Consider the following 24,239-nt stretch of genomic DNA (forward strand, 5'->3'; position numbering starts at 1 on the left):
GAGTGCCTTTTACCGTGAGCTCACCCCCAGTTGGTTGGATTTTGCGGCCTTGGTGAAGGGGCAGTTGCCACCACGAGAATCGGAAGGTGAGCCTTTTGTTTTTCTTGATCTCGGTTGCGGCACAGGGTTCTCCTTGGTGGTGCTGGCATCGCTTTATCCGGAAGGGCGCTTTTATGGTGTGGATTTCCACCCTGATCATGTGGCCCACGGCCTTGATCTGGCGCGCCGCGCAGGGTTGAAGAATATTGAGATCTTGGAAGCTGATTTTCTGGAATTGGCAGCTCCAGATGCTGTGTTGCCCTGGGCGGCTGGTGGCTGCCACTACGTGGTGGCCCATGGCATCGCCACCTGGGTTACCGCACCGGTTCAGGCGGCCCTGCTTGCTGTTGCCGCAGCGTCTTTGCGTCCAGCTGGGCTGTTTTATTGCTCTTACAACACCTATCCCGGTTGGCTGGCCCGCAGCTGTTTTCAGCAGCTGCTGGCGCTGGATCTTCCTGCCGCACATCCAGGGGGCAGCGGGCCGCGCTTTCACGACACCGCGCGTTTGCTGCATCAGCTGCTGGGCGATGAAGCGCAACCCTCTCCATTTGGGGCCTCCTATCCCAGCTTGCGCCGGGAGTTGCAATCCGTGGAGTTTGCCCCTGTGGACTATCTCTGCGGTGAATATGCCAATGAGGGTTGGGCACCCCTCTACGTCACGGAGATGTTTGCGCGCTGCAAGGCGCACAAGCTCTCGTTTCTTGGATCGGCCACCTATTCCGAATCGTTCCTTGAGTTGCTGCCGCCTCCATTGCGTGATCTGGTGCTGCAGGAGCCGAGGATCGAGGCCCGTGAGTTGCTGATTGATCTCGCCACCAACAAGGCCTTCCGCCGAGATCTGCTCACCAAGGGCCAGGTCCGGCTCACGCACCAGGAATGGTTGGAGCGGCTCCGCCCCGTTTCCTTCCAGTTGCTCCAGCCGCAGGAGGCCTGGCTGGCCAATCCCAGCGACACCCTTCACTTCAGAGCCTGCTTCGGAGAGATCCAGGGCGATCCCCAGGCCTATGGGCCCGTGCTTTCTGCCATCTCGGCAGCGCCATCCTCGTTGCACTCCCTCTTGAGCGCTTGCCAGCAATCTCCAGGTGAGCTCGTTGTGATGCTCTCGCTCCTGCTTGAGGCCGGTGGCATCGGCTTTGACCGTGGCCCTGCCGCTGCCAAGGCGGCAGCCCAGGTTCAGCGCCTCAATCAGCTGCTGCTGGGTCGCATCCAGGAGGGGCGTTCCTACACGCAGCTGGCCTTGCCCGCCGTGGGTTCAGCCATTCCCTTTTCCGTGCTTGAGGCCCTGATCTATCGGGCCCAGCGTGAACAACTGGAGGAGCCGATGCTCAGCAGCTGTGTGTTGCTATGGCTCAAGGAAACCAACGTGCAGTTGATCGGCGATGGCCATCAGGTGATTCTGGAAGCGCCGGCTCAGCTCTTGAAGATTCAGGAGATCGCCGCCATTTTGAAAGCCACCAAAGTGCCCTTGCTGGAGCGTTTGGGTGGCGTGCCAACCCCAACCCCACGCCTCAAGGCTTCCCGATCCACGCGGAGCCGAAATAGGGCACCAGCGCCGCCGGAATCCTGACGCTGCCATCGGCCTGTTGGCCGGCCTCCAGCAGGGCGGCCATGGTGCGGCCTACGGCCAGGCCACTGCCATTGAGGGTGTGGAGCAGGCGCGTGTGCTTGCCATCCCGGTAGCGGATGGAGGCCCGCCGGGCCTGGAAGTCACCGCAGGTGCTGCAACTGGAGATCTCCCGGTAGGTGCCGGCGCCCGCCAGCCACACGTCCAGGTCGTAGGTGCGGGCGGCGGAAAAGCCCAGATCACCGCTGCACAATTCAACGCGCCGGTAGGGGAGCTGCAGGGCTTCCAGAATCGCCTCGGCATCGAGGGTGAGTTGCTCATGGGCCTGCTCGGAATGCTCGGGATGGCAGAACCAGTAGAGCTCCACCTTGTTGAACTGGTGCAGGCGGATCAGGCCGCGGGTGTCACGGCCGTAGGAGCCGGCCTCCCGGCGGAAGCAGGGGGTATAAGCCGCGTACTTCAGCGGCAAGTCATCGGCGTTGATCACTTCGCCGCGATGCAGGGAGGTGATCGGCACCTCGGCCGTGGGGGTGAGCCAGAGATCGTCGTCTTTGCAGCGGAAGCTCTCTTCGGCGAACTTCGGCAGCTGGCCGGAGCCGGTGAGGCTGTCCGTGTTCACCAGGATGGGCGGCAACACTTCGGTGTAGCCCCTGGAGGCATGGCAATCCAGCATGAAGCTGATCAGCGCCCGCTCCAACCGCGCACCCTGGCCCATCAGAGTCACGAAGCGGCTCTGGGCAATCCGCACCGAGCGTTCGGTGTCCACGATGCCGAGCCGTTCGGCAATCTGCCAGTGCTCTTCGAGCTGTTCTCCTTCGGCGGCCAGCCGCGGGGTGCCCCAGCGCTTCACCTCCACGTTGTCGGCTTCGCTGCGGCCCGTGGGGCAAAGGGGCGAGGGCAGGTTGGGCAGCACCAGCAGCTGGTGCTGCAACTGCGCTTCGAGGCCCTTTTCCTGCTCCTCGATCTCCCCCACCCGATGCTTGATCTGCGCGCCCTGCTGCCGCAGCAGCTTCACCTCCTCTCCGCCAGGGGCGGCGCCGGCTTTGATCAGCTCGCCGACCTCACGGCCGATGCGGTTGCCCTCCGCCTGCAGCTCACTGCGCTGCTGCTCCAGATCGCGGGTCTCAAGTGCGAGCTGGTGGCAGTCGTCGAGGTTTGCCGCCGTGCCGCGTCGGCCCAGCCCTTCGGCGATCTGTGCGGGGTTGTCGCGCAGCAGGCGCTGATCCAGCACGGCGGACGTTTGCAGATGGGCCGAAGGTTAGTGGTGCGTGGTCCGCGGTTCAGAGCACCTGCACCACTTCGCTCACTTCGGGAATCGATTCACGCAGCTTGCGCTCGATGCCCATCTTGAGCGTCATGGTGCTGCTGGGGCAGGAGCCGCAGGCACCCTGCAGGCGCACCTTCACGATCGGTCCGTCGATTTCAACGATTTCCACGTTGCCGCCGTCGGCCATCAGGTAGGGGCGCAGCTCATCGAGCACGCGCTCCACGTTCTCCACCGTGAGGGCGCGGGGGTCGCTGGCGGCTTGGGCCTCAGGTGCGCTGGAGGCGTCAGCCGGGGCCTCAGCTGTGGGGGCGCTGGTGTCGCTGGACATGGGTTGGGTTCGGGGATGAAAACAGCTTAGGCAGGGCGGCCAGAAGCGGGCTGCTCTAGGCCTGCGGCGGGTGCTGCGGGCCTCAGGTGGACTGCTGCGGGCCGGAGGGGGGCTGCCCTGGGCCTGTGGCGGGCTGATGCGGGACCCTCAGGGCCGCTTTCTAAGATTCAGTGACTTCCTCTGAACGGGCTGACCCGCTGCGATGACCGACGTTCCCGTTCAGCGGATCCGCAACTTCTGCATCATTGCCCACATCGACCACGGCAAATCGACCCTGGCCGACCGCCTGCTGCAGGAAACCGGAACGGTGGCGGAGCGGGACATGCAGGCCCAGTTCCTCGACAACATGGAGCTGGAGCGGGAACGGGGGATCACGATCAAGCTGCAGGCCGCCCGCATGGAGTTCCGCGCGGCCGATGGCGAGAACTACATCCTCAACCTGATCGACACCCCGGGCCACGTCGACTTTTCCTATGAGGTGAGCCGCAGCCTGCAGGCCTGCGAAGGGGCCCTGCTGGTGGTGGATGCCAGCCAGGGGGTGGAGGCGCAAACCCTCGCCAACGTGTATCTGGCGCTGGAGAACGATCTCGAGATCATTCCGGTGCTCAACAAGATCGACCTGCCCGGCGCCGACCCGGCGCGGATCAAGGAAGAAATCGAGGCGATCATCGGCCTCGACACCTCCAAGGCGATCGACTGCTCCGCCAAGACCGGCCTGGGCGTGCCCGACATCCTGCAGGCGGTGGTGGACCGGGTGCCGGCGCCGGCCGACCTGGTGAGCGAGCCGCTGCGGGCGCTGATCTTCGACTCCTACTACGACCCCTACCGGGGCGTGATCGTGTACTTCCGGGTGATCAGCGGCGTGATCGCCCGCAAAGACAAGGTGCTGCTGATGGCCAGCGGCAAAACGGTGGAGCTCGATGAGGTGGGCGTGATGGCGCCCGACCAGCGGCAGGTGGACAGCCTGCATGCCGGCGAGGTGGGCTACATGGCGGCCTCGATCAAGGCGGTGGCGGATGCCCGCGTGGGCGACACGATCACCCTGGCGGCCAATCCAGCGGCCGAGCCGCTGCCCGGCTATGCCGAAGCCAAGCCGATGGTGTTCTGCGGCCTGTTCCCCACCGATGCGGATCAATACCCCGATCTGCGCGAAGCGCTCGACAAGCTGCAGCTCTCCGATGCGGCCTTGAAATACGAGCCGGAAACCAGCAGTGCCATGGGCTTCGGCTTCCGCTGCGGTTTCCTGGGGCTGCTGCACATGGAGATCGTGCAGGAGCGGCTGGAGCGCGAATACGACCTCGACCTGATCGTGACGGCGCCCTCGGTGATCTATCAGGTGAACATGATGGATGGCAGCATCTTGATGGTGGACAATCCCGCTACGCTCCCTGATCCGCAGAAGCGCGAATCAATCGAGGAGCCCTATGTGAAGCTGGAGATCTATACGCCCAACAGCTACAACGGCGCCTTGATGGAGCTGTGCCAGGAGCGGCGCGGTGAATACATCGACATGAAATACATCACCACCGATCGGGTGACCCTGCACTACGAAATGCCGCTGGCTGAGGTGGTGACCGACTTTTTCGATGTGATGAAGAGCCGCACCAAGGGCTACGCCTCGATGGAATACAGCCTGATCGGCTATCGCAAAAACGAGCTGGTGCGCCTCGATGTGCTGATCAATGCCGAGAAGGCCGATCCGCTCACCACGATCGTGCACCGCGACAAGGCCTACAACGTGGGCAAGGGGCTGGTGGAAAAGCTCAAGGAGCTGATCCCGCGCCAGCAGTTCAAGATTCCGATCCAAGCTTCAATCGGCAGCCGCATCATCGCCAGCGAGAGCATCAGCGCGATCCGCAAGGATGTGCTGGCGAAGTGCTACGGCGGTGACATCTCCCGCAAGAAAAAGCTGCTCAAGAAGCAGGCCAAGGGCAAGAAGCGCATGAAGGCGATGGGCCGCGTAGATGTGCCGCAGGAGGCCTTCATGGCGGTGCTGAAGCTGAACCAGTAGCTCAGGCCAGCACCCCGAGGCGGCGCAGCAGCGGCAGCCCGGTGGCCTGCAGATCGGTGGCCACTTTCTGCAAGGCCTCCAGCTGGGCGGCGGGATCCTCCAGCGGCTGGCCCTTGGCATCCTTGAAGGCGGCGGCGCCCAGGGCGGCCAGGCCCGCCTGCACGCACACCAGCAGCAGCTCCCCTTCCATGCCTTGCTCCAGGCCCTGGGCCGCCATGGCCTGGATGGTGGTGAAATTCACGCCATTGCCGAGCACGGGGCTGGCCAGGTTGGCGAGCGGGGCGCCTTCGAGCATCAGTTCAATCACGGCCGCATTGAACGGCTGGCAGCTGGCGCGGGCGGCCTCGCAGGCGGCCCCGCGGTGCAGGCCGATGCGGTTGGCATGCAGCAGCAGTGCCACCAGCCGGATGGCTTCCTCCGGCGGCAGATTGGTGCTTTCGGCGAGCTCCTCCAGGCTGCAGGGGCCGGCTTCGGCCAGGTGCGCCTCCATGCCCGCGCAGGAGACATGGCTGGCGGTGAGGGTGCCGAAGCTGGTGGTGAACGTGTATTCCTCTTGGACGGATGGAGCGTGCTGCAGCGTCAGCAGCAGCTGGCCGAGGGCCTGGTGGCGCTGCGCTTGGTTGAGGTGCAATTGCCCGTTCACGAAAATGTCGCGCCGGAAGGATTTGTTGGTGCCCAGATCAAGCAGCGTTGCGCGCACCAGCGGATCCTGTTCCGCCATCACCAAGGCCTGAAGCGGTGCGGGCAGCAGATCGTCGAACAGCTCCGGCAGGGTGGCGGTGGCGAGGGGGCGCAGCTTGTGGGCCAGCAGGCGCTGGTGCATGTCGGCCACGTAGAGCGGTTGCCAGCCGTCGTTGGCGTATTCCTGTGAGAGGTAGCGCTGATCCCTGGTGGGCGCTTTCTCCATTTCTGTGCGCAGGCTGGGCAGAGCCACCCCAAGGACGCCCGGCTCTTCGGCCGGGCCGATCAGGGCGAGCAGGCGTTCGGTGGCGCGTTTCAGGGCGGCCTTTGCATCGCTGCCTGCCCCTTGCTGGCGCTCCACCTTCACCAACTGATGGAACGCGTGGAGCGGTAACCAGCCGGGATAGGTGTTGTAAGAGCAGTAAAAGAGTCCGCCGGGCCGCAGCGCTGCCGCCGCCACCTTGAACAAGGCCTGCTGCACCGGTTCGATCACCCAGGTGGCGATGCCGTGGGCGGCCACATAGTGGAACTGGGCGGCGCCGCCTGTGGTTGCGGTGGCGGGGCGCAGCGGTGAAGGGTCGCGCGCGAGCTCGAGGAAATCGGCCTCCAGAAAGGTGATGTTGTGGAGCCCCAGGCGGCGGGCCAGCCACTGGCCATGGGCAATGTGATCGGGCAGGAAATCCACGCCGGTGAACTCCCCTTCTGGATACATCGCCGCCAGGAGGCACAGCCCGAAGCCCATGCCGCAGCCGAGATCCAGATAGGCGAAGGGTTCGCCTTCGCCGCTGCGCGGCGGGCGGTGCCCTTTCACCAGCGCGGCGAAATCGAGCCAGTTCGGCGCCATCTCCCGGTAGTAGCCGATGGTGTAGTACTCGCTGGAGTAGTAGCCGTGATCCCAGCCCATCGGTGGCGCCCGCCTGAAGGATGTTTGTGAAGCGGGCGCAGCTTACCGGGTGTTTTCGTTGCTGCCGGGGGAGCAAGGCAGGGGCCGCTGGGAACACTGCCGGGGTCGTGAGCGAACACCACCATGGAGTGGAGGGAATTCGGCCAGCACAGCCCGAGCGGGAGCCGGCGCCGGGCGCGGCGATTGGCCCGGTGGCGCCCGCAGCCCGATGGCTTTCTGATGCCGCTCAGCTTTGGCGCCTCGCTGGTGCTGCTGCTCAGTGGCCTGTCGGTGCAAACCGCGGTGCTGCAGTCGCGGGCGCGGCTGGAGGCAGGCCTGCGCCGCGATCGCGCTGAGGATGCCCTCGCCTCCGCTGCCCAGCAGGTGGCCTCCAAGCTCAGCGGGCCATTTGCCTGCCTGCTGACGCTGCCTTCGCAGCATTGGCATGGGCGGGAGTGCGCGCAGGGCCATGCCGCCGCCGGGTTGATGGCCGGCACGGTGGCCGAGTTGCCTTATCAGCTGGTGGAATGGCGGCCCGCCACCGGCAGCGAGCCGGCCCAGCTGGTGCTGCAGCTCGCCGCTGAGCGGGGAGCTGCAAGGATCCAGCGCCGCTTTGCTGTGAGCGTGGGCGATAAGGCCGGCAGCGCTCCGATCCAGTCCGTGCGGGGGCTGGGGCTGTGACCCTCACCGAAGTGATCATGGCCGTGCTGGTGTTCAGCCTGGCCTCCACCAGCTCCCTGCGGCTATGGGGTTCCAGTGCCACCTGGAGCCAGGCCGCTGAAGCCCGCCAGGCCTTGGCCAGCGGCATCGAGGCGGATCTGATGCGCCGCAGCCATCGCCTGCGGGCGAGCGTGGCGCGTGATCGGCCCGATCCGGTCGCCTGCGAGCAGGCGGCGGAATGGATGCGCTCCCGCCTGGCGGGCGGTGCGGCGCTGCTGCCGCAAGGGGTGCACAAGGAGCTGATCCGGGAGGGCGGCTCCGTGTGGCTGGTGTACAAAGCCGCTGCTGAGCCCCTGGAGCGGCGGCGGCTGTTCAGTGCCGCTGCCCATGGGCTTTGCCCCGTGGTGCCAGAGAGGCCCGGCCTCACGGACACGGAGGTGGGGGCATGAAGCCAGCACAGCAGGCCGGGTACACGTTGGTGGAAGGGGTGATCACGGCGGCCATCCTGGCGCTGCTGGCGTCGCTGGCCTTGCAGCACGGCGGCAAAACGCTCGCCCAGCAGCGGCTGGAGGCCGCCACCCGACGGCTTGCCCTCGGCGTTGAGCAGGGCCGCGCCGCCGCCGAGGCCTCCGGGCGGCCCTGCGCGCTGGAGCTGGGGGAGCAGGGCTGGCAGGTGCCCACCGGCGGCGAGCTGCCCGGCTGCGCCGCCCCCATGGTCGGCCTCGATGAAGGCGTTCAACCGGCTGATGTGGCGCTCAGCCACAACCTGCCCGCCGCCCTGCGCTTCAGCAGCAATGGGCTGGTGCTCGATGGGGGCACGGTGGTACTGAGCAGCGAAGGCACCGAGCTGCGGCGCTGCCTGGTGATCGCCCTCCCCCTGGGGGTGGTGCGCCTGGGCCGTTACGGCGGCGCAGGCCAGGCCCCGCCCGACAGCGCCGCCTGCAGCCCCGACCCCACGCTCTGACGTTCTGCTCCCACGCCCTGCAACCGATGACTCTGCGATTGACCCCCACCCCCACCACCCCCACCACCGCCGCCAACCGCCGCCCGCTGGCCCGCGGCGGCTTCGGGTTGGTGGAAATGCTGCTGGCGATGACCCTGGGCCTGGGGTTCTGCGGGGTGGTGATTCAGGCGCTGGTGGGAGAAGGCCGCCACGCGCAGCAGTTCACCCGCCTGCTGCGCGAGCGCGGCAACCAGCGGCGGGCCCTGGCGTTGATCCGCAGCGACCTGATGCGCACCAGCGCGGTGGCGGCAGACCCTGGCAGCGGCGCCAGCCGCTGTGGGCTGGCGGGACGCACGGCGGTACTGCGTTTGCTCACCCCCGAAGGCACGATTGATTATTCGGTGGGAGCGGCGCCTAGCGGCATCTGGCAGGGGCGGGTGCTGGTGCGCTGCGGGCCTGCCTACGGCCTCGATGGCCAGGTGAACCCGGGCAGTGCCTTCCAGAGCCGGGTGGTGCTCGATCGGCTCGCCACCAAGGCCACCCCCTGGCAGGGATGCGAGGCCCTGCTGGGCCGGACGGTGGGGCCAGCGGAGGCGGCGCGAGACCGCGACCTGGCGGGCTCCTCGCGGCTGCCATTTTCCGCCTGCCTGGATCCGGAGAGCGAGCTGGTGGGGCTACGGCTGGAGCAAAGCTTCCCCGGCGGCCCTGGCGGCAGCGACTATCGCATCAGCACCGAAGCTGCGGCTGGCCCGGGCTGAAAGGCTTTAATGTTGGCAAAAGATTTGAACGTGCAGCGTGGGAGGCCACGACAACGACCCTCCCTCCAACGGGCCCCCTCCCAGCGAGGGCTACCTCCCGCATGGCCGCACCCGGGTGCGGCGGGAGTTGCCCGTGCCACTGAACGCTGTGATCAGCTTCCCCACCCTGGAAGGGCAGCCGTACTTCAATGTGGATGTGCTCGATGTGAGTGAAGGTGGTCTGCGGCTTCAGCTCGCTCTGCCCCCCGGTCTCACCTTGGCGAAGGGCCAGAGGGGCGTGATCAGCCTGGTGATTCGGAGCACGGATCCACCACGCATGCACGGCTTCTCCGTGCGGTGGGTAGAGATCAGCTCGCTGATCTCCGTGGCTGGGGTGGCCTTTGATGAGCCCTTGGATCTCACGGGTCTGCCGGTTGGGAAGCCCCTGAAGGAGACGCCGAGCGTGAAGGTGCCTGAGCAGACCCGCTGATCCCTTGGCGTAGCAGGATCGGCGGCAGCGAAGGGGTGTTCGCGGTGTGGTTGGGGCGGCTGGTGGCGCTGCTGCTTGAGCTGCCGCTGGAACTGCCGGTATCGCCAGCGCTGAGGCGTAGACAGCCAGGGCAGGTGGACGGCATGCTCACGACCACCGGGAGGCCGCTGATCACCTGAGACGTGCGCTTGGCGGGGGCTGCAGTGGCCTGCTGGGCCGGCCCGCAGCGATGAATCTCGCTGCCTGGCCCTGTTCCGATCTGCATGTAATGCACATCGCCAGGGGCAGGAGCGCCAGGCGAGGCCAAAGCCGTGGCCGCCTGGGGGATGCGGATGGTGAGCAGGGAAACGCCCGTGCCGCAGCTTGCCGGCACAGCCATGCCGGTGGACAGCTGATGATCGTCGCCGAGGTCGGCGGCGATCTGATACGTGAGCTTGCGCCAATCGCTGCGGCGCTGATCCACCTGCATGGCGGCTGTGCGGTGGTTGGTGTAACTGATCAACAGCTGGGCCGTGGCGGTGAGTGCGGCCAGGCCCAACAGGCTGCCCACCAACAATTCCACCGCCGTGAACCCCATATCAGGGGTGGGACGGGAGGAGGAAGCGCGGGGGGGCTGTTTCACCGGCAGAACGCCGCAGCGTTGGGAACGAGGTTCACCACCCTGGAAATCATGGTGACGCCGTCGACGGAGACCGTGTAGGTCCACTGCAGACGGTTGGCTTCGGGGTCGGCCACGGTGGGGCCCGTGCGGGTGAGGGAAACGCCGGAGGGGGCGTTGGGGGGAGCTGGGAACGCGGCAATCATGCTTTCGGCGACGCGACCGTCGAGGCAGGCGTCGGGCAGGCTGCCGGCAGCTGCAATGGCGTCGTCGTACTGGAAGGCGGCATCGACCGTGGCGGTGGGGCCGCAGGCGCCTGCAGCACCGCTGGCGATGGCTGCATCGGAGCACTCCTCCCCGCAACAGGTGAAGCGGTCGTTGAGCTCGCGGATCAAGGCCAGATCCTGAGCGATCAGGCGCTCGAGTTCATCGACGTTGTCTGCGGGGCGGCCGGAACGGTTGCTCACCAACAAGGTGACGGTGGTGCCGCTGACCACAATGGTGATCAGGATGGCCGCCACCAGAAACTCCACCAGGCTGAAGGCTGCGTCGCCTGCTGGATCGCCGCTGGCACCATCGTGCAGCCGACGACGCATCCGCAGGGAAGGGGTTCTCATGCCGGGGCGAATCGGGGAGCCCGATGCGGGAGCTTCATGGGGACGGCAGGATCGACTGCCAGGCGGAAACCAGGGTTAGCGAACTGGGGCGGGCAAGGTGAGTGGATGGGGAGAGCCAAAGCCGGGGACTGCGCAGGGCCGAACGGTGCGGGCCTGAAAGAAAGAGAAGAGAGAACGGCGCGAAAAGCAATGAGAATTAAAAATAGATGAGAGTCCGAAGGTGAATGGCTAAAGACCTCCTCAACATAAGCGCAAAATCTTGTTGATCTGTTCAGCTTGAGGAGTTCAGGAAACTCAAACAACCATGCACGAATGACGTTGCCATGGCTTCCGGGATACCACCGAAATCCTGGCAGCTGCCTTTGGCGGCCCCCTTGGCGGGCCTGCGGTGCGCTTCTTACACTTGGCTGCACCTCCGCCACTGCAACCGTTCCGGCATGAGATCTCCCTTGCCAGGTGCGCTCGTTGGCTGAGCAACCTGTGCCCCGACGCCGACGCTCTCGGGCCTCGATCCGCCGCCAATTGCAGTTCACCAGCCTGCTGGTGATCCTCACCGGCTATGGGGTGTTGGTGTTCTCCAATGGCCTGATCGCCAGCAAGGTGCGGCGTGACCGCCACAGCCAAACCGTGTTCGAGGCGCACCGGGAGCTGATGCGTGCTCCTGTGCCCCGTTCCGCCGAAGACATCCAGGCGCGGCTTGAGCGGGTGCTCAGCCCGGGGCTGCTGATCTGGGTGGAGACAGCCGCCGGCGTGCCCTACCGGACCACGCAGCGGGAAAACACCTTCGGGCTCGGCCCGCTGGGGCCGTTGGCGAAGCAGCTGGCCTTGATCGCCAGGGGGCAGAACAATCCGGTGTGGTTGCAGCTGAGCGGCGGCTCCTTCCTGTTCTCCACGCTGCCGGTGCGGCTGGGCGAGAGCGGTGCCCTGCTGCGCTACCTGGAGGATTTCAGCTCCGATGTGAAGCGGGAGCGCAACGCCCAGGAACTATTGATCGCGGTGGCGGTGCTCACGGCCCTGCTCACGAGCGGCTTGATGCGGCTGGCCCTGGATCGGGGCCTGTCGCCGCTGGGCCGGCTCAGCACCCGCCTGGAAGATGTGACACTGCCCACCGTGAACCTCTCCACCGAAGGCTTGCAGGTGGAGGAGCAGCCGCTGGAGTTGCAGCAGATCGCCGCCGCCTTCAACGACCTGCTTGGCCGCCTGGCCACCTCCTGGGAGCGCCAGACCGCGTTTGCCGACGGAGTGGCCCACGAGCTGCGCACGCCGATCACGTTGATCAGTGGCTACGCGCAGCGGCTGCGCCGCCAGATCCCGGCCAGCGCCCCGGAGAGCCGGCCGCTGGCGCTGATTGAGAGCGAATCGGCCCGCATGGGCCGCCTGGTGACCGACCTGCTCGACATCGCCAGGGATGACGCCGGCCGCCTGGATCTGGCCTTGCGGGAGCTGGATCTCGACCAGGAACTGCTGGAGGCTTATGAACGCCTCAGCACCTACACCACCGGCCGCCTGCGGCTGATCCCCTCGGAGGAGCAGGAGCCGCTGCGGGCCTGGGGCGACGCCGATCGGCTGCAGCAGTGCCTCACCAACCTGGTGGAGAACGCGCTCAAACACACTCCGGTGGGCTGCCCGATCGAGCTGTTCGCAGACGGCAACCCGCGTGAGGTGGTGGTGCATGTGCGCGACCAGGGTCCTGGGGTGCATCCCGGCGACCGGCGGCGCATCTTCGAGCGGTTTGTGCGCGGGGCGCCGGCGAGCGGGGTGCCCGCCAACCTGGTGGGCAGCGGTAGTGGTTTGGGGCTATCGGTGGTGAAGCTGCTGATGGAACGGATGGACGGCACGGCGCGGGTGGCGGAAACCCCGGGCGGCGGCGCTGATTTCCAGCTGAAGCTGCGGCGGATCAACCCGCGCCAGCCGGGGGACCCTCCTTCAGCATGAAGCCCACGCCCCGCACCGTTTGGATCAAGGTGGGCTGGCCCTCCTGTTCGATCTTGCGGCGCAGATAACGGATGTAGACATCGAGCAGGTTGTCGTCGCCGTAGTGGTTCTCGCCCCACACGGTCTGCAGAATCGTTTCGCGCTTGATCACGCGGTTGGGCTCCGAGAGCAGGCAGAGGAGCAGGTCGTATTCGCGCACGGTGAGGTTGATGGGAAGGCCGTTGCGGGACACCTCACGGCTGCCGGTGTCGACACTGAGGTTGCCGAGGCTCACCACCACCCCCGCATCGTCGCCGGAGTCTTCGTCGGCGGGGATGGAGCGGCGGATCAGGGCCCGTACGCGGGCGAGCAGCTCCTCGATCGAATAGGGCTTGGTCACGTAGTCGTCGGCGCCGGAATCGAGCGCCTCCACCCGCTCGCGCACGTCGTCGCGGGCCGTGAGCATCAGCACAGGGGTTTGGATGCCGCTGCGGCGGATGCGCCGGCACACCTCCACGCCGGAGAAGTCCGGCAGGGTCCAGTCGAGCAGCACCAGATCGAAGGCCTGTTCGCGAATCAGGGAGAGGGCGTTCTGGCCGTTGTCGGCCAGCTCCACGGCGTAGCCCTCCACTTTCAGCTCCTGGCCGAGAAAGCGGCGCAGCTCGGGATCGTCATCGACGATCAGAACACGATGGTTGTGGGGATCCACCAGGTCAGACATCGCAAAAGTTCCCGTCCCGGTCAGTGTGCCGTGCGAGGCCTGGCCAGGAGCTCACCGCTGCCATACGAGAAACGCAATTGGTAACGGGGGCTACCATTTTTAACTGGTTTGCGGTTCTCACCGCTTCCTCACCCTATACTCACTGCAAGTTCTCAGTTGAAGGCCCTGGCGGTTTTGCTGGTCATGTCGATCCCCCAGTCGTGACACCCCTCCTCTCCTTCCCCCTGCCGGGTCTGCGCCTGTTCTCCTGGCGGCCCACCGGGCTGTCGGGGCGCATTGCCCGCTGGGGGCTGGTGGTGGTGGTGGCCTACGCCCTGGTGGCCCTGGTCGCGCCGCTGCTGGTGCAGGCCGGGGTGCTGCCCGATCCCAATGCCGGCCTGGAGAACCCCATCTATGCGGGGCCGTCGTGGGCCCACTGGTGCGGCACCGACCGCCTCGGCCGCGATGTGTGCAGCCGCACCCTGGCGGGCAGCGGCGTGGCCCTGCAGGTGGTGCTGCTGGCCCTGGTGGTGGCGCTCACGATCGGCGTTCCTTTGGGCATGGTGAGCGGCTATCTGGGCGGCCCGATCGATCGGCTGCTGGTGCTGCTGATGGACACGCTCTACACGCTGCCGGTGCTGCTGCTCTCGGTGGTGCTGGCCTTTCTGCTGGGCCGCGGCCTGCCGAATGCGGCGGCGGCGCTGTGTGTGGTGTACGTGCCGCAGTATTTCCGCGTGGTGCGCAACCAAACCGCCCAGGTGAAAGCGGAGCTGTATGTGGAGGCGGCCCGCTCGCTGGGGGCCGATCCGCTCTGGATCCTGCGGCACTACCTGCTGCGCAACGTGATCACCTCGGTGCCGGTGTTGCTCACCCTCAATGCGGCCGATGCGGTGCTGGTGCTGGGCGGGCTCGGATTTCTCGGCCTGGGGCTGCCCGAATCGATTCCCGAGTGGGGCGGTGATCTGCAGCAGGCGCTCACCGCCGTGCCCACCGGCATCTGGTGGACGGCCCTGTACCCCGGCCTGGCCATGTTCGTGCTGGTGCTGGGGTTGTCGTTTCTAGGTGAAGGGCTGGAGAGCTGGTTGAGCGGCGAACAAGCTTGATTGCTCCCGTAAGTATCAGCGCCAGACACGAATCTTCAAATCGTTTAGCCCCGCGCAACGCCCGCGCGTTGACATCGGCGCCAACCACTTCGCTGACTATCTGCGGCTGGATCTGCGCTTTCTAGAAGAAGTTTTGATCCCTTTCCCTTGCCACTTCGATTCCAAGCAGCTGCGTTGCTGACCGTCGCGCTGGAGCGGATGCTCTGCCGCTGAAGGTGTTGCCAGAGGGAGGTCAACATCGTTGGTATCACTGGTTTTTGCGCAGCTGAAGCAGCCGGTTGCGGCCTGCGTATCTGCTGCATGGGCCGATAGCTGCCCCAGGGCAGATCGGGGCTGCAGCCGGGGAGCCTGGGGAAAGCAACTGCGGCTTGAAGCCGTTTTGTGAAGATCTCAACATCAAGGCAAAAATCCGCCGATCTGGCGCCCGATTCCTCCCTCTTTTTGCTACTATTGGTTCGGTGATCAAACCAGCCCTACCGCCCCATCCAGGCCATGAAACTCTCCTCCAAGACCCAGCTTCAGCTGATCCGCAACCTCAACAGCACCCGCGGCATCGCCCGCGCCTTCACGCTCGTTGAGCTGATGATCGTTGTGGCGATCGTCGGCGTGCTGTCCGCCGTTGCCCTGCCCACCTATTTGAATGCCCGTGCAGCCGCCGCCGTTGGTGCTGTGGTGGGTGAAGCGATCGGTATCGCCAAAGAGTGCGCGACCGCGGCTGCCTCCGGCATCGATACCGGCATCACCACCTCGTCCTCGAACGTCTCCATTGCTTGCGGCGTCACTGGCGGAACGGTTGCAGGTACGTTTGCCACTGGTTCTTCAGGAATCCGTTGCCTTACCGACACCTCAGCTGGCGGCGACGGCACAGCCACGGTCACCGTCTCCGGCAAGGGCGCCATCACCTGCGCCTTCGGCGCCTGATTGCTCAGGTCAATTAACAACCACTTGCTTCATTTAAGCCCCTCACGGGGCTTTTTTTTGCCTCACTACGGGGATCGCCTCAGGCTGATTGATCAACGGGCTGAAACATCTAGGCGGGCACTGCGTGCATTTCTGGGCTTGCCGGTTGAGAGGCGGCGGATGACATCAAGATTTGTCTGTTAAGGCATAACCTCAATGCAAAGCTGTCTGAATGAAGCCATAGCTGTTTTATCGTGAATCTAGTCACTGAGCGGGCCTAGGCCGAGGGGGGTCGTATGCGACTGACGTCCAGCACCAAGCTCCAGCTGATCCGCTCACTGCGGGCCGACCCCAGCCTCGTGCGTGGCTTCACGCTGGTTGAGTTGATGGTCGTGGTGGCGATCGTGGGCGTGCTTTCTGCCGTGGCAGTGCCCACCTATTTGAACACTCGCACTGCCGCTGCTGCTGGGGCTGTGGTGGGTGAAGCCATCGGCTTCGCGAAAGAATGCGCCACCGCTGCCGCTTCTGCTTTGGATACTGGCGTCACCACAGGGTCCACAAATGTCACCATCGTGTGCAACACCACTGGAGGCACTGTTTCCGTGGCCTTCACGCCCGGAGCCATTGGGCTCAACTGTCTAGGCGACAGATCGATCGCCACGGATGGCGCGGCAACGATCACTGTTTCAGAGAAGGGCGCGATCTCCTGCGTCTTCTCCTGAGTTTGCTCAAACTGCTTGATCAGCGATCAGCCTTTGTGGCTGGCGATCATTTGCCTGAAGGCAGTTTCGAGGTGCAGGGTTAGATCTTTGCCGTCGAACAGTTGGCTCGCCATCACCTCCGCCTGAAGGGTCTGTTTGCCGGAGCGCAGGGCTGCCACCCCGCTGGAGAGCTGGGCCAGGATTACAGCGAATTCTGCTTCTGTGTCGCAGATCCACTCGGGTTTTCCCAACCCCCGCACGATCGAGGCACTCATGCGGGCCGCCATGGTTTGGCCGCGGATGGCCACCAATGGCACCCCCATGGAGAGCGCATTGAAAGCTGTGGTGGAACTACTCCACGGGGTGGTGTCAAGGGCGATATCGATCTGGTTGTGGCAGAGCATGTGATCTCGCCATGTTTTTGTCCAAGGGAGAAAGCTCACCCTATGGCTTTCCACGCCTTGGCGCTTCAGGGATAGCAAGATTCTTTGCCGTACTGATTCAAAGACGGTGTTCCGATCTTTGATCACTAGCGTGGCTGCAGGCACAGCGCGGAGGGCACTGCTCCAGTAGGAGAGAGTTTCTTCTCTGATCTTGGCCACTTGGCCAAATGAACCCCAAACAGGTGCCAACGATTGGGCGGCGGAGGCCGCAACCGGTGGCTCTGAATAAGGGGTGCAGGCAAGCCAGGGCCGATTGATGCGCCAGGGAGTTTCCGTAAAAGAAGAATCAAACTCTTCGGGTATCAATTCATGGTCGGCTATAATGTAGTCAATCGTTTTCAGCCCGGTTGTGGCATGAAAGCCGATGTAGTGGCATTGAATGGGCGCGCAACGTTGCGAGATGAGTTGCAAACGGTTGCTTTCAGTGTGGCCAGACGTCTCGATCAGTATGTCGTAACTCCTTGAGCGGAGCAATTCTCTTGCCTTTTCAACTCCTTCTCCCTGAATGTTCAGCAGCTGGCTGGCTTTGCTGATGAGCTCCCGCGATCCAGCTTCTACGCGTAGGGCGGGAACAATGATTTCCACCTCAATCGCTTCCCGGTTGTAGTGAGAAAGAAAGGAATCCAGAAAGGTACTCACTACATGGTGGCCAATCTCGGCTGAGAGAATGCCAATTCGCATCTTGTTGGCGCGTCTTACCTGTGTCGGCTGTCGTAGTTTGCGATCGTTTGCACTTGAATGATGGAGAGGAGCGGCTTGAGCCGTTAATGCCCAGAACTTAGCCGATGCAGTGATCAATTCATCTTGATATCTCTTTCCTCCAATGGAATATGAAAATATCAATCCCTCCCATGCTTCCGGATGCATTGGTTGCAATTGAATTGCACGCTTAAACATATCAATGGCTTCTTCGAGCAACCCCTGGTCTCGCTTGTTGATCGCAAGATTTACAATCGCATCAGCGAAGTCGGGCTGCAAGTCGATGGCGTGTTGCATGGCTTGTGCAGCCTCCATCGGCTTGCCAGAGTTTCGGAGGCAGTTGCTCTTCAGAAAATGGCTACGGGCATTTTCAGGATCAAGGCTGAGGGCTTTCTGGCAGGCTTCCAGCGCCTGTGGAATGTCATGAAGTTCCATCAGGCAGCACGCCTGCTCCAGCCAGAGATCAACGGAAGCTGGTGAAGTTGAAAGGCAAATTGCATTGTGCAAGGCTGCTTCTTCCAGTCTGCGGGCCTCTCGCAGTGCAACGCCTAAGTGATAAGCCGTGACGGTGTCTGCATGGTCAGTTGCCAATCTCTTCTGATACTCCTGGATGACGGGGGTATAAAGTCTCTTGTCGAGGCGTGCTGCATCAAGCATCAATCCAGGCTGTCCCGGGTTTTGGGCGAATAATCGTTTAAAACACACATAGGCTCCCAGTGGTCTGCCCAAAAAGTAGAATGCAAGGCCCTGATTCCTGATGGCCTCTTCGTGTTTTCTGTTAATTGAAAGTGCTTTCCGGTAGAATCCTATCGCTTGCCTTTGATCGTTATCTTGTTGATAGGCAACACCAAGATTGAAAAAGCCATTGGCATAGGTGGGATCAAGCTCCGTGCAATGTTTCAGCAGGGCAAGCCCTTCTTCGCTCCTGCTCGTAAGGCGGCATAGGTTGCCAAGATTACAGAAAACGGCTGCATCTGCAATTCCTGAAGCTATCATATCTCGATAGATCAGCTCAGCTTCTTCGTATTTTCCGCTTTGGCAGAGTGCCAAGCCATGTGCAACTTGATCTGAAAATAGGCTGTTGTCGGTGCTGATGCTGGGAGCACTTGATTGGCCTGGTGGAACTGGCTCCACAGAAGAGGGTGTGGCCGGTTGTTCCGTCTTCTGTGGATCCATTGCTTTGATGTTGGGAGCAAGCTGTGCTTATCATCAAACAGTTTGGCATGGCAACCATGGTTTCTGCCAACGCATTTGCCCTCGTTGCTTCTGCGCATCTGAAAGCAAGATGCATTCCTTGATTCACGAACTCTCACCGCGCAATCACAATTGTGTTTTGATTCCAGGGATCACCGCGGAGATTCCCTCAACTGCCTCTAAATGTGCTTCATGCCCGTTCGAGCGCATAACTCGTGTCTGACCCGCTCAATCACCTCATCCCAGTTGCTGCTAGCCTTCTGACGAAATAGATGCGTATTGGGATACCAAGGTACGGTTTCACCTTCTCGCAGCCAATACCAAATTAAGCCTTTCGGACGTGGAAGTAAAACCCATGTCTCCTTACCCAAAGCTGAGGCGATGTGAGCCGTTACGTTGCTAACCGTAATGACAATGTCACAGCATTCAATGAGGCTGGCAAGCTGATCGATGTCGTCTCGAATATTAATGTCGAGGCAAGCCATCGGCTGCGAGGAAGCCTTGTTGAACTCATCGATCTCATCCTGATTGGCTGAATATTGTAAATTAACTGGCTGGAACTGATTGTTTTGAAAGAGAAGTGAAAGTTTGTTGACTGGCACTGACTTGTATGCGGAGAGATGTTGGCGAAAGCTTTTCCAAGAGAGCCCAATGCGGAGGTCTACGGCCTCTGTCGTTGTGTCCTCCAATTGAGATGCAACGGCTTCTACCTTTCTTGGATCAGCCACCAGGTATTGGCCTGCCCTCGGTGCAATGTAACTGTCAAGGTTTAAGTATTTGCAGACTGATCCCATTGCCACCGCAGGGGTACCTTCTCTAATCGTGCCGGCTTCGTTGGAAGAAATGAATGAGCATCCTGGAAAGCTCCTTCTAGCCAAAGGAATCAGCCTCTCGTCAACTTCTATAATGAATTGCTGCGTCTTCTGGATTGAGTTATGTAGGAGACCCAGGTAGAGTATCTCATCGCCAAGGCCCTGTTCTCTCCAGATGAAAACTCGCTGTGATTGACTCTTTCCATCCCATGCAGGAAGATGGGAATGCTTGGCTTCAACGCTGCTCAAAACGCCTTTGAATCTCCATTCCAACTCATCCCAGCCTTCGCGATACCGTTGACAGGCCAGTAGCAATGTTCCTCGCAACGTATGCAAGCTCGCAGAATCTGGGTGCACATCAAGACCAGCTGAAAACGCAGCAATTGCCTCTTCATCAAGACCCATCGAGTGCAAAACTGCGCCATGTAACTCATGTGCATGTATCTGCAATGAATCAATTCTTATCGCTTCCTTGGCTGCTTCAAGAGCCTCTTCAAGTAAGTCTTGTTCGTGAAGGCTTCTCGACAGCCCAATGTATGCCCCATAGTTGGTTGGCTCCAGATGAATGGCTTGTTTGAAGGCGTCCGTAGCATCTTTCGCCTCCATGATGTTGAGCAGCAATTCTCCGAGGCGAATGTATTTCAGTGGGTCTGCGATGTCCAGGAGGATTGCAAATTGCATCGCTTGGATGGCTTCCTCAATTCGCCCTTTTCCCTCTGTGGCCAGTGAAATGGCCACATAGATATCCGGATTCCATTCGTCATCCTTTAACAGAGCATCCAGTTCTATGAGAGCTTCATCAAAACGATTCTGGAATACCAGTGAGTTGATGACTGTGGCCAATGGACCATCGCATTCACGTTCAAGGCCTTTCACGTTGTTCCTCATTCGAAATCAGGGTTCGTCAACTCAGTCTGCCGATCGGCACTTTTAGCCAGACGTGCGCTTCGCGACGCAGCATGCCAAAACCCATGCTTCATGGGAAGCTTGACTCTTTACGACTTGGCAGGAAGTGGGCTGCGGTGGCCTATGAGAGCTTCGCCAGCTACCCCTCCTCCAGTGGATTGATTGCCTGCATGTTCAGGCTTATCTTTCTTCCCTTAAGTTCAAGTTCACTTGTATCAGAGAAGTATCCAAGGCTCTCCACCCTTTGCAATTCGATGAAACCGCTCTGAGTGAGATATTCAGTGAGGAATTCTTCGTTGAGGCCTGTTAAATGATAGTCGAATTGACTTGTGTGCCCACCAAATATCATTCTCATCACGAGAAACCGCTCTTCAATGGATAGGAGTTTCTTGTCGACGAACAGTTCCGTAAGAGTGTCTAGGTCCGGGACGCTGAGGCACAATAGCCCGCCAGGCTCTAGTGTTCTTCGCCACTCTGCCAAGGTGAGCTGAAGTTCGGCTGTGTAATCAAGATGCTCTAAAACGTGAGAAGCGTAAATAATTGAAAATGTTCCATCGGGAAATTGCGATAGATCATTGGCGTTGCCTAGGTGATCTACGAACTCCCCAGGCAATGCATTCAGAACTTCCCAGCCGGGGTTGATAGACGTACCTCCGATGTGAAGTTTTCGTCCCATTCCTGTCAACACCAAGAACTATCGCGCTGGCATTCTAGTTCATCTCGATATGAGCGTCATCAGCCATGGCCTGTTGTTGTGCTTATGCTGACAAGTTTGTTGTGACTGTTTAGGTTGAGCCCGCATTCCACAACGGCCTCATGGCGGGCCTTGCAAGCTAAAGATCTATCTACGTAGGCTACGGTCCATGGTGATGACGGACCTTGAATCCATGATATCGAAGGCCTTGTTCGCACTCTTGGGCGAGATGACTGAGCCTTCCATTGCTTGAAACTACAGCATTCATGGAAGGGTGCGCGTATGCATCTATGTCGGTTGCTGCTTGCTGATTGGACGTTGCTGGTGCCTATGGTGACCTCCATGCCGATCCGTATGGTGACCTCCATGCCGATCTGCAACAACAGTATCTTTAAATCTGACTTTTGTAGCATCTTCCTCTGACTATTGATGGCTGTCATTCCAAGGACCATTCAGAGCGTTTTCTGATATTGATTGTGCTGGGCTGCTCGACTTGGGGCCTCGACTTGTTCCTAAGCCACCACCTCATTATGGCTGTGATGCTATTCCTTGGTGTCACTCCGCCCTCGGCACTTCTTCGTTGAATGATGGGACTCATGCTCTTTCGTCTAGGCTGTTAGAGAGCGCTCTGATCCCCGCCGTGACAACTGACAAGCAGCTTCAGCTTTTCGGCCTCTATACGCAGATGGCGCATGAAGGCGTGGACCGAGGCCAGGTGGACGGCGCCCCCAAGGACTTTTCCCTGATGAACATTCGTCTTTTCAAGGAGATGGTTGCTCCGTTATTCCTTGCCAACGATATTAAGTCTGTATTGGATTATGGATGTGGCAATACCAGCTGGGATATGCCGGGGTTTTCTGATGAGCGGTCTGCTAAGGAATATTTTGCCATTGAGTCTGTTTGGAGTTATGAACCGAGCCTTGGCTTGGACGAACGACAGCAGGCAGACGCTGTTGTTTGTTTTGATGTCTTAGAGCATGTGTTTCTGGCTGATGTTTCTAGCGTGGTATGGGACTTATTCTCTTATGCAAAGAAGCTGCTTGTCGTGAATGTTGCTTGCTATCCCGCCGGCGCACTTCTCCCCAACGGTGAGAATGCCCATATCACAGTTAGGCCTCCGCTGTGGTGGAAAGGGGTGTTTGATGCGGTGGCACCGGCATTCCCTGATGTTGTTGTTTGTTTGTATGCTTCTACAGAGTATGCGAGGGCTGAGGTGTTTTCACCAGCGTCGCCAGCTGAATGGCTGGCGGCGCCTGGATTTACTCGGCCGCTTGTTTAGATCCGGTTTGGCAGAATTCGGTGTCGATGCTTCCGGCGCTTATGCACCTTTCTTCTGCGAAAGCTGCTCTCGCCATTATGGTTTCTGTATCCCTGGCGCCTAGGATTCTCCATCTCCCCTTGCCACTCGAACATTGCTGATAAGCAACTGTCGCTTTGGATTGCTATCTCTTATTGCCTCGACGCCATGAAATGATGAATCAGTCTTGGGAAATAGCACAAGACGATTGGGAATATAATCTATGGTTGCGACGCGTTCAAAGTCCGCTTGATCGTGATGTCTTAGTCCATGGCATGTCATTCCTTTTTGCTTTGGCGTATAAAGTGATGTTCCAAGGTGTCTCATGGAGTCATCATGGGGCAAGTAAAACAGCAGCGATAGTAGTCTGTGGGGCGCATCGGTGTGAGGTCCTATCGCATAGTTGCTTTGGTCCGAAACAATCAGTGCATCACTGCTAAGTTCTACTTGCCCTTTTTCTTTGCTGACAATGTCTTCAATGCGGGGGGTCACGTATGAGTCAAAGTATTGCATGATTGCAGCAACGAAATCAGGGTGGTATAGCCACGACCCCAGTTCGCTCCAAAAGTCCAATTGCGGCTGGTTGAAACGTGAGAACCCTTCTTCGTTAAACACTGCGACCTGTCTGTATTCGTACGTGCCGCCTGCTGCTCTTCCGGTTGCTGGCAGTGAGAGAAGCTGATCGGCAGATGGAAAGTTGTCAAGAATCTGCTGGTAGTATTCCTCGGGAAATACGTTGTCGACGATGCTGATTGGAAAGTGTTCTGACTTGATCGGAGTGAGGCAGATCTGTTTCACGACGTGCTCACTGACGAGCTTGCCGCGGTCTGTCTGTCTGCACAGCAATGAAGGTGTTTGCTTGCGTTTGATCAGCTGGCTTATGTGAGTGTTGTCTTCGCGCCGAGTAAATATCCATTCGCCAACCCCTTTGAAAGGACCATCTTTTCTGGTGGCCTTCTGAATTTGCTTTTCATTGACTTCAAAGCCAAGAACTGAGAGGGCAAACACAACTTCCTGGTGCTCAGGAAGCATTGGATTGATTTCAATAATCAGCGATCGCAGGGAGGAGTCGTTCAGTGTTTTTGACGCTCCGCGTAGAACCTTGTGCTCAAAGCCGTCCACATCAATCTTGATGTGATTGGGTGTCGGTAAGCCCCCTGAAGCAATGGCTTGATCGATGGTTATCGCATAGGCGCCTTGGGTAAAACTTGCTCTTCTAGGTTGCAGGTCAAACCCAACTTCTTCCCCAACTGAGTGACAGGAGCCTCCGGTTTCAAAGCTTGATAGATAGAGCGGTTGGAAGCCCTCTTGATCGGAACAGGCAAGACAGTAAGCATGCACACGACCACTGACTTGATTTTCATGAATGTTCTTGTTTAGCAGGGCATAGTTTTGTGATTCTGGCTCGAACGCATAGACTGTGGCGTCTTGACATATTGCAGCAAATAGCGAATACATGCCAACATTTGCGCCAATATCAAAGAACGTCTCGTTGCTTTGAATCTGACATAGCCACTCAATGGTGCATGGCTCTTTGGAAAGGAGCGTGTCTACTCTCCAGAGAACCGCGGCGTTTGGTGTGCAGTACCGGATGGTTTTTCCCTGCCAAGTGAAAATGGCTACAGATGGGTCGGTCTTTGATCTTTCTACCACCATCGTGCAAGACATGCGCATTCACCTCAAATATTAGCAATATGACCTTGTGTTGAGCAATCCGTTCCAGTGAGCGTCATCTGCTCTGTCTAGAATGTCGGAGACGCGAATGACATCCCTGTTAAGACTTCAGCGGGGCTAGCTGCTTCTTTCTTTTGTTCCAAGCCTGGTCCCTTGTATTGCGGCCAGGCCTTTCATTGTTTCTTCTGGAGTTGTCAATCGTTTTTTTGAATGGCTTTGTCAAGGGGGTAACTTGTTCACTTATGCCTGTCCCGTGGCAGCCTTTGAGGTGCGTGGGTTTAGATGGTCTGATGCTACGCAAGTTGCGCAGTTGCCAGCAGGTTCTGCATCTGGCGCAGGAGATTGAACCTGGGTTTGTGCGTCGCGGCTGGACCCCTCTCCCGT

At 60.5% G+C, this 24,239-nt stretch carries 22 protein-coding genes; 12 read left to right on the plus strand and 10 right to left on the minus strand.

Going from position 1 to position 24,239, the window contains the following annotated elements:
- Positions 1-52: 52 nt before the first annotated feature.
- On the plus strand, positions 53-1,606 hold the full coding sequence (locus KBY97_RS08300; protein ID WP_255146443.1) for a class I SAM-dependent methyltransferase: 1,554 nt from the start codon (positions 53-55) through the stop codon (positions 1,604-1,606).
- Here KBY97_RS08300 and serS read toward each other — a convergent pair.
- Together serS and KBY97_RS08310 are read right to left on the minus strand one after the other, a co-directional pair.
- On the minus strand, positions 1,548-2,834 hold the full coding sequence (serS, locus tag KBY97_RS08305; RefSeq protein WP_255146314.1) for a serine--tRNA ligase: 1,287 nt from the start codon (positions 2,832-2,834) through the stop codon (positions 1,548-1,550). The two genes, KBY97_RS08300 and serS, sit on opposite strands and share 59 nt — an antisense overlap.
- Before the next feature lie 49 nt (positions 2,835-2,883).
- On the minus strand, positions 2,884-3,102 hold the full coding sequence (locus tag KBY97_RS08310) for a NifU family protein (RefSeq protein ID WP_399217552.1): 219 nt from the start codon (positions 3,100-3,102) through the stop codon (positions 2,884-2,886).
- 298 nt (positions 3,103-3,400) lie between these two features.
- Here KBY97_RS08310 and lepA point away from each other — a divergent pair, with 298 nt between their 5' ends.
- Positions 3,401-5,209, plus strand: coding sequence for a translation elongation factor 4 (lepA, locus tag KBY97_RS08315; protein WP_255146317.1), 1,809 nt, complete (start codon positions 3,401-3,403; stop codon positions 5,207-5,209).
- Position 5,210: 1 nt separating this feature from the next.
- On the opposite strand, the gene KBY97_RS08320 is transcribed toward lepA, so the two are convergent.
- On the minus strand, positions 5,211-6,794 hold the full coding sequence (locus KBY97_RS08320; protein ID WP_255146318.1) for a class I SAM-dependent methyltransferase: 1,584 nt from the start codon (positions 6,792-6,794) through the stop codon (positions 5,211-5,213).
- A gap of 219 nt (positions 6,795-7,013) precedes the next feature.
- On the opposite strand from KBY97_RS08320, the gene KBY97_RS08325 reads away from it, so the two are divergent.
- Genes KBY97_RS08325 through KBY97_RS08345 form a run of 5 tightly spaced genes read left to right on the plus strand, consistent with a single transcriptional unit; the run spans position 7,014 to position 9,603 of the window.
- Entirely contained in the window at positions 7,014-7,454 is a 441-nt protein-coding gene (locus KBY97_RS08325; protein ID WP_255146319.1) for a hypothetical protein, read from the plus strand.
- A complete protein-coding gene (locus tag KBY97_RS08330) occupies positions 7,451-7,882 on the plus strand; it encodes a hypothetical protein (protein ID WP_255146321.1) in 432 nt (143 codons plus the stop codon). Before KBY97_RS08325 ends, KBY97_RS08330 begins: the two co-directional genes overlap by 4 nt.
- Entirely contained in the window at positions 7,879-8,397 is a 519-nt protein-coding gene (locus KBY97_RS08335; RefSeq protein ID WP_255146322.1) for a GspH/FimT family protein, read from the plus strand. Before KBY97_RS08330 ends, KBY97_RS08335 begins: the two co-directional genes overlap by 4 nt.
- A gap of 26 nt (positions 8,398-8,423) precedes the next feature.
- Complete coding sequence (locus KBY97_RS08340) at positions 8,424-9,134, plus strand: type II secretion system protein J (RefSeq protein ID WP_255146323.1); 711 nt, start codon at positions 8,424-8,426, stop codon at positions 9,132-9,134.
- A 37-nt stretch (positions 9,135-9,171) separates the two neighbouring features.
- Positions 9,172-9,603 (plus strand): PilZ domain-containing protein, encoded by a 432-nt coding sequence (locus KBY97_RS08345; RefSeq protein WP_255146325.1) that lies wholly within the window; start codon positions 9,172-9,174, stop codon positions 9,601-9,603.
- Here KBY97_RS08345 and KBY97_RS08350 read toward each other — a convergent pair.
- Positions 9,533-10,225, minus strand: coding sequence for a type II secretion system protein J (locus KBY97_RS08350; RefSeq protein WP_255146326.1), 693 nt, complete (start codon positions 10,223-10,225; stop codon positions 9,533-9,535). The two genes, KBY97_RS08345 and KBY97_RS08350, sit on opposite strands and share 71 nt — an antisense overlap.
- The gene (locus KBY97_RS08355; RefSeq protein ID WP_255146328.1) at positions 10,222-10,818 is read right to left on the minus strand and encodes a hypothetical protein; all 597 of its coding nucleotides are present in this window, start codon (positions 10,816-10,818) and stop codon (positions 10,222-10,224) included. Before KBY97_RS08355 ends, KBY97_RS08350 begins: the two co-directional genes overlap by 4 nt.
- 465 nt (positions 10,819-11,283) lie before the next feature.
- On the opposite strand from KBY97_RS08355, the gene KBY97_RS08360 reads away from it, so the two are divergent.
- Positions 11,284-12,753 (plus strand): sensor histidine kinase KdpD, encoded by a 1,470-nt coding sequence (locus KBY97_RS08360; protein ID WP_255146330.1) that lies wholly within the window; start codon positions 11,284-11,286, stop codon positions 12,751-12,753.
- Here KBY97_RS08360 and KBY97_RS08365 read toward each other — a convergent pair.
- Positions 12,716-13,453, minus strand: coding sequence for a response regulator transcription factor (locus KBY97_RS08365; RefSeq protein ID WP_255146331.1), 738 nt, complete (start codon positions 13,451-13,453; stop codon positions 12,716-12,718). The two genes, KBY97_RS08360 and KBY97_RS08365, sit on opposite strands and share 38 nt — an antisense overlap.
- Positions 13,454-13,677: 224 nt before the next feature.
- Between KBY97_RS08365 and KBY97_RS08370 the strand changes: the two genes are divergently transcribed.
- The 3 genes from KBY97_RS08370 to KBY97_RS08380 all read left to right on the plus strand — a co-directional run bounded on the left by KBY97_RS08370 (position 13,678) and on the right by KBY97_RS08380 (position 16,157).
- The gene (locus tag KBY97_RS08370; RefSeq protein WP_255146444.1) at positions 13,678-14,535 is read left to right on the plus strand and encodes an ABC transporter permease; all 858 of its coding nucleotides are present in this window, start codon (positions 13,678-13,680) and stop codon (positions 14,533-14,535) included.
- A gap of 492 nt (positions 14,536-15,027) precedes the next feature.
- Positions 15,028-15,456, plus strand: coding sequence for a prepilin-type N-terminal cleavage/methylation domain-containing protein (locus KBY97_RS14670; protein ID WP_261356387.1), 429 nt, complete (start codon positions 15,028-15,030; stop codon positions 15,454-15,456).
- Positions 15,457-15,794: 338 nt separating this feature from the next.
- On the plus strand, positions 15,795-16,157 hold the full coding sequence (locus KBY97_RS08380) for a prepilin-type N-terminal cleavage/methylation domain-containing protein (RefSeq protein ID WP_255146333.1): 363 nt from the start codon (positions 15,795-15,797) through the stop codon (positions 16,155-16,157).
- A 26-nt stretch (positions 16,158-16,183) separates the two neighbouring features.
- On the opposite strand, the gene KBY97_RS08385 is transcribed toward KBY97_RS08380, so the two are convergent.
- From KBY97_RS08385 to KBY97_RS08395, 3 genes are all read right to left on the minus strand, one after another.
- Entirely contained in the window at positions 16,184-18,454 is a 2,271-nt protein-coding gene (locus KBY97_RS08385; protein WP_255146335.1) for a tetratricopeptide repeat protein, read from the minus strand.
- Between the two features lie 197 nt (positions 18,455-18,651).
- Entirely contained in the window at positions 18,652-20,172 is a 1,521-nt protein-coding gene (locus tag KBY97_RS08390; RefSeq protein ID WP_255146337.1) for a tetratricopeptide repeat protein, read from the minus strand.
- Between the two features lie 157 nt (positions 20,173-20,329).
- The gene (locus KBY97_RS08395) at positions 20,330-20,878 is read right to left on the minus strand and encodes a methyltransferase domain-containing protein (protein ID WP_255146445.1); all 549 of its coding nucleotides are present in this window, start codon (positions 20,876-20,878) and stop codon (positions 20,330-20,332) included.
- Between the two features lie 646 nt (positions 20,879-21,524).
- On the opposite strand from KBY97_RS08395, the gene KBY97_RS08400 reads away from it, so the two are divergent.
- A complete protein-coding gene (locus tag KBY97_RS08400) occupies positions 21,525-22,163 on the plus strand; it encodes a class I SAM-dependent methyltransferase (protein ID WP_255146339.1) in 639 nt (212 codons plus the stop codon).
- A gap of 99 nt (positions 22,164-22,262) precedes the next feature.
- Here KBY97_RS08400 and KBY97_RS08405 read toward each other — a convergent pair whose 3' ends face one another.
- Positions 22,263-23,849, minus strand: coding sequence for an FkbM family methyltransferase (locus tag KBY97_RS08405; RefSeq protein WP_255146341.1), 1,587 nt, complete (start codon positions 23,847-23,849; stop codon positions 22,263-22,265).
- Between the last annotated feature and the right edge of the window lie 390 nt (positions 23,850-24,239).

This window comes from Synechococcus sp. ATX 2A4 (assembly GCF_024346375.1).
GTDB lineage: Bacteria > Cyanobacteriota > Cyanobacteriia > PCC-6307 > Cyanobiaceae > MW101C3.

Bases quoted from the DNA above. Each gene is read 5' to 3' on its own strand.
- lepA (WP_255146317.1), top strand. From the start codon at position 3,401: ATGACCGACGTTCCCGTTCAGCGGATCCGCAACTTCTGCATCATTGCC.
- KBY97_RS08320 (WP_255146318.1), bottom strand. From the start codon at position 6,794: ATGGGCTGGGATCACGGCTACTACTCCAGCGAGTACTACACCATCGGC.
- KBY97_RS08325 (WP_255146319.1), top strand. From the start codon at position 7,014: ATGCCGCTCAGCTTTGGCGCCTCGCTGGTGCTGCTGCTCAGTGGCCTG.
- KBY97_RS08335 (WP_255146322.1), top strand. From the start codon at position 7,879: ATGAAGCCAGCACAGCAGGCCGGGTACACGTTGGTGGAAGGGGTGATC.
- KBY97_RS08340 (WP_255146323.1), top strand. From the start codon at position 8,424: ATGACTCTGCGATTGACCCCCACCCCCACCACCCCCACCACCGCCGCC.
- KBY97_RS08355 (WP_255146328.1), bottom strand. From the start codon at position 10,818: ATGAGAACCCCTTCCCTGCGGATGCGTCGTCGGCTGCACGATGGTGCC.
- KBY97_RS08365 (WP_255146331.1), bottom strand. From the start codon at position 13,453: ATGTCTGACCTGGTGGATCCCCACAACCATCGTGTTCTGATCGTCGAT.
- KBY97_RS14670 (WP_261356387.1), top strand. From the start codon at position 15,028: ATGAAACTCTCCTCCAAGACCCAGCTTCAGCTGATCCGCAACCTCAAC.
- KBY97_RS08385 (WP_255146335.1), bottom strand. From the start codon at position 18,454: ATGGATCCACAGAAGACGGAACAACCGGCCACACCCTCTTCTGTGGAG.
- KBY97_RS08390 (WP_255146337.1), bottom strand. From the start codon at position 20,172: ATGAGGAACAACGTGAAAGGCCTTGAACGTGAATGCGATGGTCCATTG.
- KBY97_RS08405 (WP_255146341.1), bottom strand. From the start codon at position 23,849: ATGTCTTGCACGATGGTGGTAGAAAGATCAAAGACCGACCCATCTGTA.